19 protein-coding genes and 1 tRNA gene are annotated in these 16786 nt (G+C 41.5%); 7 read left to right on the top strand and 13 right to left on the bottom strand.

The window, feature by feature from the left end:
• Positions 1–110: 110 nt before the first annotated feature.
• The 8 genes from P9L93_01765 to P9L93_01730 form a co-directional block, all read right to left on the bottom strand.
• Positions 111–908, bottom strand: a complete 798-nt coding sequence (locus tag P9L93_01765) for an RnfABCDGE type electron transport complex subunit B (GenBank protein MDP8229811.1) — start codon at positions 906–908, stop codon at positions 111–113.
• Between the two features lie 2 nt (positions 909–910).
• Positions 911–1519: an RnfABCDGE type electron transport complex subunit A gene (locus tag P9L93_01760; GenBank protein MDP8229810.1), complete on the bottom strand. Its 609-nt coding sequence runs from the start codon at positions 1517–1519 to the stop codon at positions 911–913.
• Between the two features lie 2 nt (positions 1520–1521).
• Complete coding sequence (locus P9L93_01755) at positions 1522–2112, bottom strand: electron transport complex subunit E (GenBank protein ID MDP8229809.1); 591 nt, start codon at positions 2110–2112, stop codon at positions 1522–1524.
• Positions 2109–3035, bottom strand: a complete 927-nt coding sequence (locus P9L93_01750; protein MDP8229808.1) for an RnfABCDGE type electron transport complex subunit D — start codon at positions 3033–3035, stop codon at positions 2109–2111. The genes P9L93_01755 and P9L93_01750 overlap by 4 nt, the downstream gene beginning before the upstream one ends.
• Complete coding sequence (locus P9L93_01745) at positions 3025–3618, bottom strand: RnfABCDGE type electron transport complex subunit G (GenBank protein MDP8229807.1); 594 nt, start codon at positions 3616–3618, stop codon at positions 3025–3027. Before P9L93_01745 ends, P9L93_01750 begins: the two co-directional genes overlap by 11 nt.
• Positions 3619–3679: 61 nt before the next feature.
• Positions 3680–4960: an electron transport complex subunit RsxC gene (rsxC, locus tag P9L93_01740; GenBank protein MDP8229806.1), complete on the bottom strand. Its 1281-nt coding sequence runs from the start codon at positions 4958–4960 to the stop codon at positions 3680–3682.
• A gap of 258 nt (positions 4961–5218) precedes the next feature.
• Complete coding sequence (locus P9L93_01735) at positions 5219–6451, bottom strand: MFS transporter (protein MDP8229805.1); 1233 nt, start codon at positions 6449–6451, stop codon at positions 5219–5221.
• 220 nt (positions 6452–6671) lie between these two features.
• Positions 6672–6744 (bottom strand) — tRNA-Thr (locus P9L93_01730).
• A gap of 128 nt (positions 6745–6872) precedes the next feature.
• Here P9L93_01730 and P9L93_01725 point away from each other — a divergent pair.
• Genes P9L93_01725 through P9L93_01695 form a run of 7 tightly spaced genes read left to right on the top strand, consistent with a single transcriptional unit; the run spans position 6873 to position 11276 of the window.
• The gene (locus tag P9L93_01725) at positions 6873–9014 is read left to right on the top strand and encodes a PKD domain-containing protein (protein MDP8229804.1); all 2142 of its coding nucleotides are present in this window, start codon (positions 6873–6875) and stop codon (positions 9012–9014) included.
• Between the two features lie 47 nt (positions 9015–9061).
• A complete protein-coding gene (locus P9L93_01720) occupies positions 9062–9574 on the top strand; it encodes a hypothetical protein (GenBank protein ID MDP8229803.1) in 513 nt (170 codons plus the stop codon).
• Between the two features lie 3 nt (positions 9575–9577).
• Complete coding sequence (locus tag P9L93_01715; protein ID MDP8229802.1) at positions 9578–10015, top strand: hypothetical protein; 438 nt, start codon at positions 9578–9580, stop codon at positions 10013–10015.
• Positions 10016–10035: 20 nt separating this feature from the next.
• The gene (locus tag P9L93_01710) at positions 10036–10374 is read left to right on the top strand and encodes a hypothetical protein (protein MDP8229801.1); all 339 of its coding nucleotides are present in this window, start codon (positions 10036–10038) and stop codon (positions 10372–10374) included.
• Positions 10341–10571 carry a hypothetical protein gene (locus tag P9L93_01705; protein ID MDP8229800.1) on the top strand — a complete coding sequence of 77 codons (231 nt, stop codon included), beginning with the start codon at positions 10341–10343 and terminating at the stop codon, positions 10569–10571. Before P9L93_01710 ends, P9L93_01705 begins: the two co-directional genes overlap by 34 nt.
• A 7-nt stretch (positions 10572–10578) precedes the next feature.
• Positions 10579–10929 (top strand): hypothetical protein, encoded by a 351-nt coding sequence (locus tag P9L93_01700; protein MDP8229799.1) that lies wholly within the window; start codon positions 10579–10581, stop codon positions 10927–10929.
• A complete protein-coding gene (locus P9L93_01695) occupies positions 10926–11276 on the top strand; it encodes a prepilin-type N-terminal cleavage/methylation domain-containing protein (GenBank protein ID MDP8229798.1) in 351 nt (116 codons plus the stop codon). The genes P9L93_01700 and P9L93_01695 overlap by 4 nt, the downstream gene beginning before the upstream one ends.
• A 1-nt stretch (position 11277) precedes the next feature.
• Here P9L93_01695 and P9L93_01690 read toward each other — a convergent pair whose 3' ends face one another.
• The 5 genes from P9L93_01690 to P9L93_01670 all read right to left on the bottom strand — a co-directional run bounded on the left by P9L93_01690 (position 11278) and on the right by P9L93_01670 (position 16379).
• Entirely contained in the window at positions 11278–11694 is a 417-nt protein-coding gene (locus P9L93_01690) for a methyl-accepting chemotaxis protein (GenBank protein ID MDP8229797.1), read from the bottom strand.
• 16 nt (positions 11695–11710) lie between these two features.
• A complete protein-coding gene (locus P9L93_01685; protein ID MDP8229796.1) occupies positions 11711–12082 on the bottom strand; it encodes a prepilin-type N-terminal cleavage/methylation domain-containing protein in 372 nt (123 codons plus the stop codon).
• Between the two features lie 4 nt (positions 12083–12086).
• Positions 12087–12767 carry a hypothetical protein gene (locus P9L93_01680; GenBank protein ID MDP8229795.1) on the bottom strand — a complete coding sequence of 227 codons (681 nt, stop codon included), beginning with the start codon at positions 12765–12767 and terminating at the stop codon, positions 12087–12089.
• 222 nt (positions 12768–12989) lie between these two features.
• A complete protein-coding gene (locus P9L93_01675; protein ID MDP8229794.1) occupies positions 12990–14093 on the bottom strand; it encodes a site-specific integrase in 1104 nt (367 codons plus the stop codon).
• Positions 14094–14537: 444 nt separating this feature from the next.
• Positions 14538–16379, bottom strand: coding sequence for an AAA family ATPase (locus P9L93_01670; GenBank protein ID MDP8229793.1), 1842 nt, complete (start codon positions 16377–16379; stop codon positions 14538–14540).
• Between the last annotated feature and the right edge of the window lie 407 nt (positions 16380–16786).

The raw sequence follows: 16786 nt of genomic DNA, 5'->3' as shown, positions 1-16786 counted from the left end.
GGCAAAGGCTCTGTCACACTAAAGTGTGACCTACAGCTGTTATAAACTGCTATTGTATGCCCTACATGTTGTAGCAGAGACCTTTCCTGTAGGCCAGGTTTAAACCTGGCCTAGTTATTAAAGGTCTCTGCCTTTATACATTTGGTAGGGCACTTATCAACACACAGCTTTAAAGCTGTAGTATCGTTTACTTTACTATAATCCAATCGCGACAGATTATTTTCTATAACGAATGCACCCTTTGAAAGCTTCTCACAGATTTTACATCCTATACAACCAGCCTTGCAAGCATTTTTTACAAAAGTTATCTTATCCTGGGACATACACTTTACATAATATCTCTCTAAAATATGCCCGAGGGATATAATATTTTTTGGACACGCCCCAACGCATTTTCCGCATGAGGTACACTTATCAGCGTCGATCACAGGCACGCCTTCTTCTCCCATGTGGACCGCATCAAAAGGGCATTCCGCAACACAATCGCCAAAACCAAGACATCCGAAGCCGCATAATTTCTGGCCGCCTGAGATAAGAGCTGCTCCAGCACAAGTCTTAACGCCCTCGTAAATATACTTATCCTTTGCATTCTTTCCACCGCCACATCTTACACGTACGATCTTTTTAGCAACACTAGACTTCTCCTCGCCTAATATCTCGGCCAATTTATGAGATACTTCCTCGCCTCCTGCTGGGCAACTAGTAAGACTCATATCCCCTGCTGCGATTGCCTCTGCAAGAGCTGCGCATCCTGCCTTTCCACATGCGCCGCAATTAGATCCAGGCAAAACAGCAAGGACTTTTTCCATCTTCGGATCTACCTCGACCCTGAAAATCTTTGAAGCAAAGGCCAGGCCTAGACCAAACAAAATCCCCATCATTGACATTACAATTATCGCTATCAGCATAATTAAAATCTAAACCCGGCAAAGCCCATAAAGGCCATGGACATAAGACTCGCCACGATAAACGCTATTGCCATGCCTCTCATAGGACGCGGCACATCGCACAGCTCGAGCCGTTCGCGTATACCTGACATGAAAAGTAGCACTATAGTAAAACCTACGCCTGCGCAAAATCCCTGCGTCACACAAAATAGAAGCGCGCTATAAACATTGTCTGCTGCCTTAAGAAACATCTCGCTATTTAAGACTGCCACACCAAATACAGCGCAGTTCGTTGTAATAAGCGCGAGATATATGCCAAATACTCTATACAATGCAGGGCTAAATTTCTGTATAAACATCTCTATGAGCTGCACAAAACTCGCGATTACAAGTATGAATGAAAGCGTCCTCAGATATTCTATATGAAATGGTTTTAATAAAAAGATATACACTGCCCATGTGATGATAGAAGACGCTGTCATGACAAATGTCACTGCAAGTCCCATGTAAAATGCAGAGCGAGTCTCTTTAGATACACCTATAAAAGGACAGAGCCCTAGAAATTTAGATAGAATAAAATTATTGATGAATATGACGCTTATCACTATCATCAATAATTGATTAAATTCCATGCCTACCTCTTCTCTGATGCGTAATTCACAATACCTATTAAGATCCCTATAACCAAAAGCGCGCCTGGCGCGAGTATAAATAAAAGCGCTGGATCAAATCCTTTTACAATCGTAAGGCCCAGCACAGTACCATTGCCCAATGCCTCTCTTATCGCTGATATAAGCACAAGCGCCAATGTAAAACCAGCGCCCATGCCCAGGCCGTCTAAGATCGACTTCAAAACGCCGTGCCTTGAAGCAAATGCCTCTGCCCTGCCCAGGACAACGCAGTTTACGACTATAAGAGGCACAAATATCCCAAGTGATTTTGAGAGCGCTGGAAAATATGCCTTCATTGTAAGCTCGACTATGGTCACGAATGTCGCTATTATAACAATGAAACAAGGGATCCTTATCTTAGCGGGGATAAAATTTCTAATGCTGGCGACGATTATGTTTGATCCCAACAATACAAATGTCGCTGCCACACCCATGCCAAAACCATTTGCTACACTTGTTGATACAGCAAGTGTGGGGCACAGTCCCAGAGCGAGTCTGAATGTCGGATTTTCTATAAAAATACCTTTTGAGAATTCCTGAAATAGTTTTTTCATTTTTTTACAAATCCATACTTTCTCGTCTTTGTATATCTATCTATTATTGGCACCACGGCGTTCATGAAAAGTATTGCGTATGAAACACCCTCTGGATAACCGCCTTTGAGCCTGATTAAAACAGTCAGCACCCCGCACCCGATTCCAAAAATTATCTTACCTTTTTTCGTAAGAGGGCATGTCACATAATCTGTTGCCATAAAGAATGCGCCTAAAACCAACCCGCCCGCCAACAAATGAAACATAAAATTTTCTCTAAAGATCAAACTCAGCACCAAAACAGTGCCTATGTAACTTCCGGGCACATGAAAAGAGATAATATTTGTAAAAAGTAAAATTGCCGCGCCTATAAGTAGCGCCAATATACATACCTCTCCGATACAGCCACCCTGATTTCCCAGGAAAAGATCCATGTAACTAAATGAACGCGCGCCCTCCTTGGCAAGCGGCGTAGCAGTTGAGACAGCATCCACTAGCCATCTAGGATTCTTCCATGTAGTCATGTAAACTGGCCAGGAGATCTGTAAAAACACCCTGCCTACAAGAGCAGGATTAAAAATATTATGCCCGAGCCCGCCAAATATCTGCTTTCCTATGACAATACTGACTATGCCTCCTATTATAGGTATCCAGAACGGAGTCTCTGGCGGAAGATTATATGCCAGAAGCAGTCCTGTTAATAAAGCGCTGCCGTCTAAAACAGCCTTTAGGTCTTTTTTCCTAAATTTCAAAAATATGGCTTCGCTAATAACACACGAGAGCATAGAAAGAAGCATTACTTTCAGACTACACATGCCAAATATGTATATGCCTGCAATACCAGCTGGTAAAAGCGACAGTGTCACAATATACATTATCTTCTGCGTGGTCTGTTTCGACTGAATATGCGGAGATGACGATACTGTAAGATTCTTATCTGGCATTTAATATCTCCGATCCCTTTGACTTTATTGAATCCACCACAGCCTTGCTGGATATGGTCGCGCCTGTAATAGCGTCAATGTTTGAAACATCTATTGATTTTACGCTGCGCTCTTTAAACTGCTCTGTAAAATAAGGTGATAATTCTTTTTCAGGCGCTTTTTCTTTTGAAAAAATACCTTTGATAGCTTTAGTAATAGTTTTATCAGATACTATCTCTACTATCTTTGCGCCCAGACCAGGTGTCTCGTTATGATTTAATATAGCTACGCCTGTTATGGTGCCATCTCTTTTCATGCCCACCATTGTCTCAATAACACTTGAATAGCCGTATTTCCTGGCAATAAATATATACCCTCTCGCTTTGCTGCTTGAACCTTTATAGACCTTCCAGTATTCTTCACTAACAGCTTCGATTCTATCGCCTACTGACTCAGGCATGACTTCTTTTAGGGCCTTTTCTCTGACCAATGCCTCCTGAGCCTCTATCCTTGGCTTTGTAAGCCTATACACCCCTGCCAAAATAGACGCTGCCACAAGATTCACCAGGAACAAAACTATCACAAATCTCAAAACACTCTTCATCTTTCCTTTGCTATTTTTATGAGTAATAGTAGGCCAGGTTTAAACCTGGCCTACTATTACTTCATCTCTTTTTCGCCAGTTTTATGAGCTGTACAAGTGGTATCTTTGACGGGCACACATAACCGCATGCGCCGCATTCTATGCAATCCTTAGGTTCATACGAACTTGCTATATCAAATCTATTGTTCTGTACTCCTATTCCGATCATGCATGGCATAAGACCAGCTGGACACCCGTCAATGCAGCGCCCGCATCTTATACAGTCAAGCTCTGCACCAGCTTCAAACTCTTTACCCAAAACCAAAATCCCTGACGTACCCTTTATTATAGGTACATCCAGGCTATATTGCGCAACTCCTGTCATGGGCCCGCCCATGACTATCTTATAGACATCGACTGTTTCATTAAACCCGCAGAATTCCAACAGATCCTTTATAGGTGTACCGATCCTTACTAAAATATTCTTTGGTTCTTTTAAGAAGCTTCCAGCAACTGTAACAACCCTTTCGTATAATGGCTTTCCAAAATATACTGCCTCGTAAATACTGAACACTGTCTGCACATTGCTGACCACACATCCTATATCAAGAGGCAAACCACCCGAAGGCACTTCGCGATTAAGAAGCACCTTAATAAGCTGCTTCTCTCCTCCCTGCGGATACCGCGTCTTTAGCTTCACTACCCTTACCTTGTCCCTTGTCCCTTGTCCCTTATCGCTAAATAAAGCTGACCCAAGCGCCTCTATCGCATCCATCTTATTCTCTTCAATCCCCACTATAACATCCTTTACGCCCAGGACCTTTGCGATTAGCCCGATCCCCAAGAGTATCTCTTTGGGCCTCTCGAGCATCATGCGATGATCACAGCTTAAAAACGGCTCGCACTCAGCGCCATTTATGATCAAGGTGTCTATCTTTTTTCCAGGAGGCGGACTAAGCTTTACATGAGTTGGAAACGCAGCCCCGCCAAGACCCACAATTCCCGCTTCTTTAACTATATCTATGATCTCTTTGATGGATAGACTAGAGACATCTCTGCGCATCTCAGAAAACTCTTTTTTATCCTGGCCATCAGATTCTATAGAAATGCCTGCTCTATTATCAACAGCAACTACCTTCCCAGAAATACTCGAATGAAGATTACTAGAGATAAAACCTTTTGAACGGCCAATGAGCGTGCCTGCTTGAACAAGATCTCCTACCTTTACTAGAGGCTCTGAAGGCGCGCCCGTATGCTGAGATAAAAGGATAACTACCTTCTTAGGTAAAGGAGCTGCCTCTATCTTCTTATGACGCGTTGATTCTTTAAACTCTGTAGGGTGGATAAAGTTCATTTTTGGCATGACTTATATTATTATACAAAAAAGTGGGGTCCTTGACAACTCTTTTACATTAAGGCATACTTGAGTTAAGAGGTGATATAACATGGGTAAAGGAGATTTTGGACATTGCTGTACTGACTGCCAGGTCTACTGGACCTGCGAAACCAAGTGGTATAGAGGCGAACGCCATGAGGAAAACATCTGCTGCAATATCTGTAACTACTACACCGAATGTCAAAAGAACTGGAAAGAGAAACAAAAAAAGAAACAAAAATAGATTTATTTTTTAATGAGCTTCACTAATCCAATAAAAGAAAATATTATTCCTACCCCTGCAAGTATCAATCCTTTGTCCACCCATTCCGCGATCATTGAAGTCAAAAGCATAAATACCAAAAATCCTACATGCATTATTACATCGAGCGAGCTGAAGATCCTGCCCCTCATATCGTCCTTCATCACCTCATGAAGCAAGGTATTTGCCGAGACCACGATCGGTGAAGCAAACATTCCAAGAATCGCTGAGAGAATACCTGCTACTAAAAAAGACGGCCAGAACATAAGTCCTACAGAAAAGAGAACTATAATAAGACCAGTGAAACACAGTCCAAGATTTATTACCCTTCTTTTACAAAACCTCGTCCCAAACTTCCCATACACTATAGATCCCAGAAATAACCCTGCGCCCAAACACATGGCAAGAAGCCCCAGATGTTCTGTTGAAGAACGCAACACCTCCTGCACAAAGACTATTATGATAATATAGATAGAGCCCACACCTGCCATAAGCAAAAACATGGTATTCACCACCATCCTTATATCCTTATGGCCTTTGATGTATAAAATCCCTTCCTTTATATCGTCCAGCACTGTCTTTTTTATAAGTTTCCTGAGTTTCTCCCTTGGTCCTGAGCCCTTTGCCGCGCCCCTAAACCTCATTACAACAAAAGAGATCATTACTGCAGAAACAAAATATGTAACTGAATCCACATAAAACCCGCCCTTTGCGCCCACCAGTCCCACTATTATGCCGCCAAACCCAAATCCTACTATAGTGGCGATCATCATGGTAGTGGATGTCAGAGAATTTGCCAGCAAGAGTTTATCCTTATGCACAATATCAGGTATTATGGAAAACTTTGATGGCAGAAAAAACCGAGTCGCAGAAAACACAATAAATACCATCATATAAACAGGCAGCATACTTTTAGAATGCATAATAACAAAAGGGATGAAAAGCACCAATATCCCCCTTAATAGATCACAGAATATCATAGTGCGCTTTCTATTCCATCTATCTACATATATGCCAGCTATTGGTCCTATAATAAAAACAGGGATGATTGTAAAGGAAAGGAGTTTGGCAAGCTCTATCGTAGACCCTGGCGTACGGGCATACACAAGACCTATCAATGCCATCTGATTAAGCCTATCCCCAAAATTAGAGATGATCTGCGAAACCCAGAGAAGTGAAAAATCTTTATCTTTTAGAAGATCGCGTAGTCGGGTCATTTAGATTGATGGCTTGCCACCCGCCACTCACATATAGCGATTCTTCGTAGCATGTTATGGGTGGTTTACCACCCGAAGCATGCTACGAAGAATCGCTATATTTGAGCGTAGGTCTCCTACGCTCATGTGCTGCTAGTCTCCGAAGCATGCTTCGGAGACTAAAGGTGGTTTACCGTCCGAAACATGCTTCGAAGATTCACCACATGTGAGTGTAGGACGGAGCCGATGAGAGGATTTGAACCTCCGACCTGAGCTTTACGAAAGCCCTGCTCTACCAACTGAGCTACATCGGCGTATTATTCTCTTTATTATAGAGGCTTTCTCTCAAAATATAAAGCAAATTTTTCACATTTTCATATTAGAATATCTCAAATATATATGGTATACTTATAGTATAGGGGATTTTCCCTTAATATTGCCTATGAGTAGACATAATAAAGGCCTTACCTTAATTGAAATAATCGTAGCAATGCTCATTCTGAGCTTTGGGATAGCTGCGTCCTTAAAGCTATTCGCAGTGCTTGACGAGAGAATGGTTACAAGTTCCTACTTTTATACTGCCACGAACCTGGCAAGGGATGTGATAGAATTCGGGGAAAGCGTGGATTTTGCTAATCCATTTAAGATGCTATATAAACATGCGCCTGGAGAAAAAGATTACGGCAGCGGAGTAGATACTTCAGAAGGTTACGGACTAAAGGAATGGGAAAACTTTGACCCTGCCAGCTCCATCCATCCATTTGCGCTCATGGGAGAGATCCAGGAAAAAGAACTTGTCCCTACTGAAACTCCTGAGAGCGTAGAGATCTCTTACGAAGTCAAAGAAGATACAAACTTCTACAAGGCCTACAGGCAAGACATAAATGTCTCGTGGAATGTTAAGGACGGGGAACAGGATGAGATAAAAGTCGCTGCAATACCCATAACCACAAATAACCAGCTTAAATTAGAGATACAGGATTTCTGGTGGGAAAAAGGCAAGGATCTGCCAGTTGTGCCTCCACCGCCTCTTAATAAAGCACCTATAGCTAATATTAGTGCCAACCGCACTTCCGGAGACGCGCCTTTAACAGTAACTTTTAGCGGAGCTGGTTCTGAAGACCTTGATGGAGAGATTATCGACTATTTTTGGAAATTTGGAACTGGCGATACAGCTAGGGGCATAACTGTAACCTATGTCTATAACTCTAAAGGAACATATACTGCCAGTCTCACAGTCACTGATGATGAGGGCGCGACAGATACAGAAACTATTGAAATCAGTGTCACTGAAGCCCCTCCTTCATTAGAGCCACCTGTAGCTGTTATTATCGCCACCCCTACATCTGGACCAGAACCTTTAGAAGTAGCCTTTGACGCCTCTGGATCCTACGACCCTGATGATGCAAATAAAAGCAATCTCTCTTATTTCTGGGATTTTGGACATGGGAGAACAACTACCAGTGTACAAGATACACGCAGCTTTACCTGTGGAACAAACCAGACTGTTAGTAATTACCCTGTCAGTCTTGAAGTCACTGATAAAGATGGTAAAAAGAACACAGCAAGTGTCACTATAACAGTCTATGCTGGTACTCCTCCTACATTAGAATCACCTGTAGCTGTCATCAGCGCCATCCCTACTTCTGGAGAAACACCTTTAGAAGTAGCCTTTGACGCCTCTGGATCCTACGACCCTGATGATGCAAATAAAAGCAATCTCTCTTATTTCTGGGATTTTGGACATACTAGAACAAGTAGCAAGGCACAAGATACACGCAGCTTTACCTGCGGAACAAGCCAGGCTGAGTACCCTGTCAGTCTTACAGTCACTGACAAAGATGGCAAAACAGGCAAAAAAAGTGTCACTATAACAGTCTCTCCTGCTTCAGGAGAATCACTTGAAGCTGACATTATCGCTACCCCTACATCTGGACCAGAACCTTTAACAGTAGCCTTTGACGGCTCAGGATCCTCAGGAAGCATTGCCTCTTATAAATGGACATTTGGTGATGGAGAAAATGCCACTGGCTCAACCACCAGCCACATCTATAACTCTGAAGGAGCATATACCGCCGAGCTCAAAGTAACTGACGATGATGGGGAGATAGACACAGCAAGTGTTGACATAGAGGTTATTGAATCCGGGCCAATAACTAAAGAATTTGGTGTATCAACATGGGTAAATGATAAGTACAAAGAAAGACTACCAATCGCCATTGATGTCCCCAGAGAAGATACCTATGAGTTATTGATCCTTGCTCAATACACAGGCGAAGCGCAGATCGGAGAAAAATATTGTCTGCAAGTAAATAATGGCATTACTGGTTCTATAATCTCGGATAAATATAACGGCTCTAATGGTCCAAAGGAAGTATGGGTATCTCATGGTTCTTATGACCTAAAAAAAGGCAGCAACACTATCACCTTCCGTTATGGAGGTCAGCCAGACAGGGATCATGACAAAGGCCCCGGAGACTGGCACGACTGGAACCCTGACGCCCCAGGCTACGACGCTAACGACTGGACATGGTACCTTGGAGGAAGCGTCCACTTTAAGAAGATAAAGATACAAACTAACTAATAATGTCACACAAAGCGACTCCATCTCCATTAAAAACAAAAGGTTTCATGTTAATAGAGCTGATACTCTCAGTGCTGTTGCTGGGGTTTATAGTAGCGACTGCGTCGCTCTATGGAAAATACATCGGCATCATCCAGAGAGACGTGGACAAAAATGTATTGATGTCCATGTCTAAATTAGGCAGTGGCCTTGAATATATGGTCCAGAGGGTACTGCGCAGTGACAATGATCCAATAGTCAGCATGAGTGGAAAAGATGTAAAGTTTGATGTGCTCTATGGCGGGAAGAAAAGGACAGCCAGGATCTACTACAATGATAATACAAAAGAAGTCCTGTATGACTATGATATAGATGATGGCGCGCCAGCAAAGGCATTCTTGACAGATATTGAAAGTCTAAAGTTCATTGAAGAGGTTGTTGCAAGAGATGTTGATGGAAATCCTACTGAACAGCGTTTGGCCATAGAGATAGAGGCCAAGCACGAGGAGTCATATCCTATAAAACTAAGAACGTCTCTTGTGGGAAGAAATAGGGTAAACCCAAAAGCAATAATCAACTAAACCATGATGAAGCTGCGAAATCCAAAAGGTAGTGTGGCTATTATGCTTGTCTCGAGCATAACGATCGTGCTTACACTGGCTGTACTATATCTCTATATACTCATCAATGCAAGAATAGACTCAATACACGGTTATAAAGACAGATTTCTCGCGTATTACCTGTGCGAGACAGGCATATCCATTGCCATGCTTGATTTTGGCGAAGGGAACATAGGTCCTTCCAGAAGGCAGTGGACAGAAAGAAATCTGGAATTCGAAATAGATGGCAAACCTTATGCTATTTATTATAATATAACAAAGGCCCCTGGCTCTGCAAATTATAAAATACTCAGCATGGTAAAATCTCCCTTTGGCCTGGATAGGACTTATTATATGACTGCTTCTGGCCCAAGGGCATTTCCTTTATATATCAGAGGATTTGGAGGCGCAGGAGGAAAATAACTAAAACAAGGAGGGTAAAGATGAAACTTCACAAGTCATTGTTTTTAGCAGCATCTATTGCATTATTTGTTTTGGGCGGAGTTTTAGGGATTTTTTCTAATAACCTGCAGGCCTCTCCGCCTGAAGGAGAGGTCTCTGGCGGAGAACAGCCAGCCAGCGTCTACTATGACGAGCACTGGAAGGCCACACAATCATACGTGGCTACAAAAAATGGTTATGCTTCTTTTGATCCATCTAGCCGCATGGATACACCAGTAACGGGTGAGATAGAAAGAACACCAGAAGGTCCTTATTGTATTCTCCAACCAGACATGGTGATAACAAAATGGAAAGTTCACGGCCATATACATTTCGAATAATATTACTGATAGCGCTCTTTGCATGCGGATTCGCGTTAGGTAAAGGCGTTATTGCGCGTAAAGATCATGATGAGGCCTCTAAAAAAAAGTTGAGTTCTATACCCAGGCAAAGATTTCAAGCAATAGAAAAGGCCCTTAAAGAGGGAAAAACAGAATATGAATTTGAGGTCGGATATACTCCGGCCTTAAACAAGTGAGGTGATTATGAAGACGCTAATAACAATTATTTTTTGCAGCATGATAGTCCTGGCATTTGTAAATGACGCGAAAGGAGATGACGCAGGAAATCCCCCCTCTTCTAAATCAAAGAGTACTATAAAAGCCTGGTATGACGAGACCTGGGAGGCTGCGCGTTTCTATCGTACTACTAGGGTGCCTGGGACAGATAGCCTTAAATACACATCTACATCTACCCCTGGAACAACAGGAAGCCCTCCAACCTATTCTATTCCACCTAACCCCGCCACCGGTGCGCCCGGCGCTACCATTTCATCTGACCTGGTAGTTACAGAGTGGAAAGTCACAGGCCATACGCATTTTAGCAGCGGCATATGAAAAAAAACTCTGGCTTAACCCTGATCGAGATCATCATCTCTGTAATAATCATTGGAATACTATCCTCTATAACACTCGTAGGTATCTCAAAATACATAGAGACCTCTTGGGAAAAAAAGGCAAAGCTCAATCTCAAACTCCTACTTGAGGATGAAAAAGACTTCTATGGATACCATGCAAGATTTACTGACGAGTGGAATCTTCTATCTGTAAAAAAACCCGTGGATGAAAAATACGCTTACGAGATAACAGAAGCCACCTATAATGATGTGGAGATAACAGCTACCTTAAAAGATGAGGATAGAGGTTTTACTATAAATACCGACGGGGAAATCGAAGAGTTCTAGATCACTTCTTATCTAATATCTTATTCACTGCTTCAGCTATAAACGCGAAATCATCGCTCTTACGCATTCTTATCCTGTGATTTATATCGCCATCCGCGATCTGCTTTAAGTCCTTCTTGATGCGCTCAACAGGTCCAATAAGCTTCTGCGAAATATAGACCCCTATCATTAGAAAAACAACAAGTATAAAGAAAAGCCCGACTGACATCATCAAATTCACCTTTTGCAATAAGGGAAATAAGTTATATGCGATAGGCCCGCGAGCGCCCATGCCCTGGCTCACTATCATAAACATAAAATAATACATACAGATACCTATAAATACACTCGGCACCAACATGCAAAACAAGAGCACCACTGCATACTTAAATTGCAGTTTGCTTTTTATCGTAAAAAGGCTTCTTGTTCTCTTAACCATACCTTCCTCCTTAAAACTACATAGGCCCTGAGACTACACCATCCTTGTGTATTGTATATAAAGGCGTGCCACCAGGTCTTCTCTTTGCCTTTGCCTCAAAATTCGGGAGATCTGTTAAATATTCGTGTACAGAATAATCAAAATATCTACTGGCATCTGCATTTGGATCATCCATCTCCAAATCATTTATGTCATAGGTAAACGAGCCATTCCTGGAAAAGAATCTCTTCTCTTCCACCTGGATCAATCTAAGAGTGCTTAAAGCCTCCCCTGCCCTTCCTTTTTCAATGGTTTTAGTATAGACAGGTATAGCAATGGCAACAAGTATGCCCAGGATTATAACAACTATCAAAAGCTCTATTAAGGTAAATCCTTTTGGTCGGAACATAGGTCTATTTCTTCTTCAGCGAATAAAGCACAAGGCCAAATATCAAAATAGCCACGATCAGAAGAAGCACGCTGGCATTCTGCATAAAAGCGCTGGAGATCTTACCAGAGCCTTGTTTTGCGATAAGGTCGCCGTCTTTATCAGAGGTGGGTTTTCCCTGTTTCAGGCGCAAGCTTCCAGTAGAGTCTATCCACAAGAAATACTCTTGACCCTGGCCATCAGTCAAGACCAGGTCCTTTTTTAGGATGAGAGAACCTGACATGACTGAATCTATATCATTTCGTAATAGCTGGCTTGAATCCAGCATATCAATGCTTTCAGCATTCATCGCATAGGCAGAGCTTGCCAGCTTTATGCGCGGCGACATCTCGCCATCACTCGCGATCTCTATACCCAGCCAAAGATTCTTATTAAAATCTACATCAATAGGCTTTATCGAACCTAAAAGCGCGTTAAAAAGTCCATTTTGTATGGTAAGAATATGGCCTTCCTCCCAGAGAATATTGCCTCCTGAAGCCACATCATAGAACCTGAATGTCGTTAAATAATTTCCAGCAAGAGGATTGTCGTCTTTATCAGTAAATTTACCCTGATAATTAATAACGCGGGGAACATCAGCAAATGCAAGAGTAGCAATACATATCATTCCAACTACAACCAACATCACCAAACGAAACTTCTTCATAACCCCTCCTTTTTTTAGGTGGTTTACCACCCGCCACTCACATATAGCGATTCTTCGTAGCATGTTATGTGTGGCTTGCCACCCGAAGCATGCTTCGAAGATTAGCCCCATATGAGCGTAGGGTGGTGCCGAGGCCCAGAATGACTATTTTTTATAGCCAAAATGACCCTCGAATCACATTTTTCATCACGTTTTTTCTGACTTAATTTCGTTTTTATCATATCACACCACCATTGTTGCCGCAAGAACTTTATTTTGCCCTTCTTTTGTAGTGTGGCTATAATAGCCGATAACAACTTTTATATCTTTAATCCCTGCTATGTTCATAATATCAACTATAGGTGCATTCTCCTTACCGCAGATAGTTAGAAAACGATGGCGAAAATAGTGTGGCGTTATTTTCACTCCTAAAATTTTACTACTTACTTCTTTCAGATAAGTCCTTACGCTGTTCTTGGAGCATTTATTGCCCAGTCTGTTGCAGAATAAATAAATCGTTTTGTGTCGTGAGCCAAGATTATACGCCTGTTTCACTGCATCTTTTAAACCCTCATCAAATGTCTCAATCGGAGCCTTCACCCTTGCCTTTGTGGTCTCGGCCCTGATATTTATCCTGATAGGATTTAAGCCAAGCCAGTTTATATCTTTTCTCTCTATCAAGGTAGTCTCCTTAATTCTCCTGCCTGTCCTGGATATAAAGTAAATCAAGGGATAATAATCGGGTCTATCCCGTTTGATAAAATCCAACAGCTCCTTAAGCTTACTATTAGAAATATCTGGATAGTCTTTCTTATTGTGTGGTGGTCTTTTTATCTCTGCTAAATCTTCTATAATTTCCTTACTACAATAGCCAAGTTTTCTAAAACGCCTCATCATGGATTTTACGCAAGTAAGCTCTGACCGCCAGCCACCTGTAGGGCTATGTCGTAAGTCGTTTACAAAATATGCCTTGTATTCAAGGAAGAACGGCAGAGTCACTTGGCTAACGCTTTTTATATGAGGAAATCTCAAAGTTCTAAAATCTCCAAATAGACGCCTGAAGATTATTTCATGGCGTAACATGTTGCTATGGGAAAGCTTGTCGGAAAGCAAATCAGCGAAAAGCTTTTCACGTACTTCTTCAAAAGGTGCATTCAATCTTTCCTGGACTCCTTGAGGCATAGATACTTGCTTCCTTAGCTCCACCCTCATCTCATCTCTTACATGCCGTGCCTCTTTAAGAGAATCTGCCTCACCACGGACTTGCTTTCTTATACCATTAACCTGCAGGTCGAAGAGATAAGTCTTACCTTTAATATGCGTTATGCCCCTACATTTCTTAGCCATTAAGTCCCCTGAACCATTTTTCTATTTCTGGCCTCAATCCATACAGCCGCTTACCAATTCGTCTCAGCGGTATAGTTGTACGAGTTCTCCACGACCGCCGCCGAACTGTATTCGGTGAAATGCGAAGCAGCCGTGCAATATCCTCTACACACATCATATCGTTATCTGTCATTTTATAACCTCCGTGATTATAGCTCTGTGTCACCATACATCAAGTCAACTTTTGCTGTCTTTCAATCTCTAAAAATCATCTTAGTAGAATCGCACACTCTTTATATATACTTACTACGTTACTACGACTGTCAACAACGGCAGAGATAAGCAGTAAAACTGCTGCTTATTCTTCTGCAGATTGTTTTGTAAGGAAAATTGTATTAGCCCCCTTTTACTACATTACTACGATGTCCCTTTACCTAAATATAAAATCACACACTACCCCTTTTACTACGATGAAATATCATTTAATAAATCCTTTTTAATCAAATAATGAGTCTTTCCTTCTTTATCTATTCTAAACAGGGTCATATCCTTAAGCAATTTCCTCAATGTGGTTTCTGAACATATCCTTTGCTCTTTAGCTTGCTTAATAAGTTTTGGAATCGCTACTTTCTCCAAGCCAAAACTGTCAAAAAGCGTAAGCAGGGTATTTTCGTCAAATTTATTCTCGTAGTCAGCCAAAAACTCAAACCAAAGGTTCTGTTCGTTAATCTTGGTTATAAAGGGCCTAAATCTCGACCTGTTGCGGTTTTTCTGGTTTGAAACGGTAATGCCTGCAGAAGTTCCCTCAAGGGTTATATGACAATCAAGCCAAGCTTCCCATCTATAAGAACCCGCTGCCATCTGACCTCCAGTTCTAAAGGCCTTTGTGGATTTTCTCCAATGGTGGTTTATAAGAATAGAGATTTTATACTTATCAATCAGATTATTCAAATATGCTGTCAATCGGCTAACCTGCTCTTGCTCGTTTTCGTTACCAAGCCAAGCATTGCCTAATGGGTCAATAATAAGCACCTCAATCTTCAGGTCTGTAATCCATCTTTCCAATAACTGATTATCCTGTACCTTTAAAAGGTTCAGTGAAGGTAAATACTTAACAAAGAGATTATCAACAGTAAGATTTTCCTGTGCACGCATCTTTTGAAATCTTTCCTTTAAGGCTGATTCGCCCATTTCCAAATCAAGGTAGAGCACTCTCGCAGGGCTAATGCTGAATTTACCCAGAAAATTCTCTTTGCCAGAAGCCATTGCTAAAGCCAAATTTTGACTCAATATGCTTTTACCGATGTTTGCTTGTGCTGAAACCATTCCTTTGCCCTTTTTGGGAAGCAGGTCTGAAATATAAAACTCGAGAGGAGGGATATCCTGTTTCATAAATTCTGACAATGAAAGAGGGATGCTCTCTCCGCACTTTACTATCTCTGCTTGTCTTATCAACTCCTCAAACTGTTCTTTACTTCCACCATTGTTAAAAAAATCTCTGATATCCTTACCTTCACCTAATTCCTTCGGCAAGTGAATAACTTTTATTTCCTTGGCTATGGACTTTAGTTTTTTAATTAGTCTCTTTGTCCCATTTTCTCCGCCTGAATCCAAGTCATATACAATATTAACTTCTTTATTCATAAAATAAGTAACCCACTCGTCCTTTAAAATAGAAGCCCCAGGAACGCCAATAGAAGGATATCCCTGCACCTCTAAAGCCATCTTTGACCATTCACCCTCAGTTACAAATATCCGATTATTTAATAGTAAATCCTCTATGCCAAATAGAAACACCTCCGCACCTGCGGAAGAAATAGTATCCGAGCCTATTCTTTTTCTTCTAATGTCTCTTATCTTGCCTTCTATATCATATACAGGCAGGGAAAACTCGCCTCTTTCGTTTATTCCAATTTTATATTTTTTCAAGACTTCCACTGGCAAACCTCGCTCTTGAGCAAATTCCTTTAGTTTATCATTTGAAATATTATTAACATAACGCTCGACTAAACCCTCATCAAAATACTTACACGGAATATTGCTGCGGGATGTGGATAAAACATAACCATTGCCATTTATTCCGCATGATTTCAGGCATTCCGTAATCTGATTGTTGTTTTTATGCTCATAGTCTCTTAGATAGGTAATAGCATTACCTTGTATGCCACAGGACTTACAGTCAAACTGACCTGTATCTATACTTGCGTAGAAATGTCTTTCTTTGTCACAAATAGGACAATCACCTTTTATCTGATTGCCTACTATTTCCACATTTTGAATTCTCTCTTCCCAGAATTGCTCGTACATTTGTTTTTTTCACTCCTTTTTGTATCGTCTCGTTTAGGCTCGTTTTAATTCCATCTATAAAATCAAAAAAAGCAGGCAACAACCCTACTGGGATTGTTAAACCTGCTCTGGTAAAACGACAGAAGTCTCCATTAATGTAGAGACGTAAGTCTAAAGTTTTCTCTTTCTGGTCATGATACTGTATTAGCCGAGCAATGATTTCTTTAGGCTCGCCTAACTCCACACTTCCTATCTTCTTCTCAAATACGAATCGGGACATTTCTTATCTCCAGTTTTAATCCAAAAAAAAGCGACTTTCCAAATAACCTAATAGGTTATTCAGAAAGTCGCTCCCTTAACGGGGTCGGCGCGCAGTGCCTTAGGTAAAACGACAGTCCCTTACAAGTCAGTTCACTAACGGGCTTGGT

It is taken from the genome of Candidatus Gorgyraea atricola (genome assembly GCA_030765235.1).
GTDB lineage: Bacteria > Omnitrophota > Gorgyraeia > Gorgyraeales > Gorgyraeaceae > Gorgyraea > Gorgyraea atricola.
Note: the sequence above shows the minus strand (reverse complement) of the source record. Positions and strands in the feature narration are given on the sequence as shown.